This window comes from Actinomyces oris, assembly GCF_006546825.1.
Lineage (GTDB): Bacteria > Actinomycetota > Actinomycetes > Actinomycetales > Actinomycetaceae > Actinomyces > Actinomyces oris.
This window is the reverse complement of record NZ_VICC01000014.1, coordinates 1-1622: the sequence shown is the minus strand read 5'-3', so window position 1 is coordinate 1622 and position 1622 is coordinate 1. Positions and strand designations below refer to the sequence as shown.

Annotated in this window: 1 protein-coding gene; it reads right to left on the bottom strand. The window is 67.5% G+C overall.

The features are described 5' to 3' along the window. A partial coding sequence (locus tag FK267_RS13325) for an OmpA family protein (RefSeq protein ID WP_249039351.1) occupies positions 1-1622 on the bottom strand: 1622 nt, incomplete at its 5' end.

Sequence of the window (1622 nt, the reverse complement as noted above, 5' to 3'; positions counted from 1 at the left end):
TCAGCTGTTCTTGATGGGGATGTCGGTGAGGCGGTAGGCGGTGTTGGGGGTTGAGTACTTGCCCTCGGGGTGGTCGAGGGTGATGGTGTCGCCTCCGGGGTCGGGCCAGACGACGCAGATGGTGGTGGCTCCGGTCTTGAGGTTGTCCACGAGGCGTAACTCGGTCAGGGGGAGGTGGTGGTCGACGTCGGCGTCGTTGTAGTCGGCTGGGAAGATGCGTTCGCCGTTGCTGAGGAGGGTCAGGCCGTCGCTGGCGTTGATGGTTGACAGGGCGCCGGATTCGGAGCGTTGGTTGGTCAGGGCGGTTTCGGGGTCGTCGAGCAGGGGGTGCAGTGGTGCGCCGGTGGATCCGTCCTTGACGGTGCAGGTGACGGTGCCCAGGAGGTAGCCGCCTTTGCGGGTGACCTGGTCGAGGGTGATGGTGACATCCCCTTGGGTGTTGAGGCCCTTGGTGGTGAGGGTGACGCCCTCAGATCCCTTGGCGACGGGTCCCTTCGGGTCGGGCAGCTTACCGCCACCACCGCTGCTGGTGGGGGTGGCGGTGCCGCTGCCCTTGGGGGTGGTGCCGCCGGTGGGGGTCAGAGTGATCTCGACGCGTCGGTTGGCGGCGCGGGCCTGGTCGGTGGTGTCCTTGATCTTGGGCTGGCTCTCGCCCTTGCCCGATACGCTGGTCTTCCACTTGTCGAGCTTGGTGAGCTGTTCGAGCCTGGTCTTGACGGCGTTGGCGCGCTTTTCGGACAGGGTCTGGTTGTAGGCGTCGTCCTGGATGTCGTCGGTGTGTCCCACGATGGTGAGCGTCCCGCCGTCGGGGTGCTGGCCCAGCTGGGTGGCGACGATCTGGAGCTGGGCCTCGGCACCGGGGGCCAGATCGGCGGAGTCGGAGGCGAAGGTGACGTCTGATGCCAGGGTGACGGTGATGTCCTTGCCTCCCGCGTGGGTGCTGGTGGAGTCGTCCAGGGCCCGGGTGTAGCGCTCGATGGCGACGGGTTCGGCGAGCTCGGGGACGGCGTGGGAGGACTGCTTGAGCGCGGCCTGGGCGATGGACAGGTCGATCTTGGCTTTCTTGGCGTCGTTGGCGTCCAGGACGGAGACGGTGGTGAAGCCGGCCATGGGGACCATGACGGTGACGGTGTCGGTGTCGACCTTGCCGAAGGACAGGTAGGAGGTCATGTCCTCGCCGGGAGCGAGCTCGAGGAGCAGGCCGCTGCCGTTGATGGCGCTCCACACGCGCCCCGAGCCGGTGTCGAGCAGCTTGACCAGCGAGGCCCCGGTACCAGCACGGAAGGGGGCTGCTCCTAGGTAGTCGGAGATGCTCAGCTTGTTGTCCTTGCTGCTGTAGGAGCTGGCGTTGACGGCGTCGATGGAGGCGTCGTCGGATGCGCGGGTGAGCTTCACGGCGATGTACGAGGTCTTGTCGTCCTGACGGACGACGGGGGAGACCTCCACGCTCACCTTGTGGCCCATGACGTGACCGTCGAGCTTCTGCCACTCGGTGCTCCCCGCCTGAGCCCGAGCGCTGGCCGAGGCCGTGGCTGACCCGCCGGCCGTGGAGCCCGTCGGTGAGGCCGCCCCTCCCCTGTCCTTCGATGCCCCCGGCAGATCACAGCCCGCCAGCACCGGCA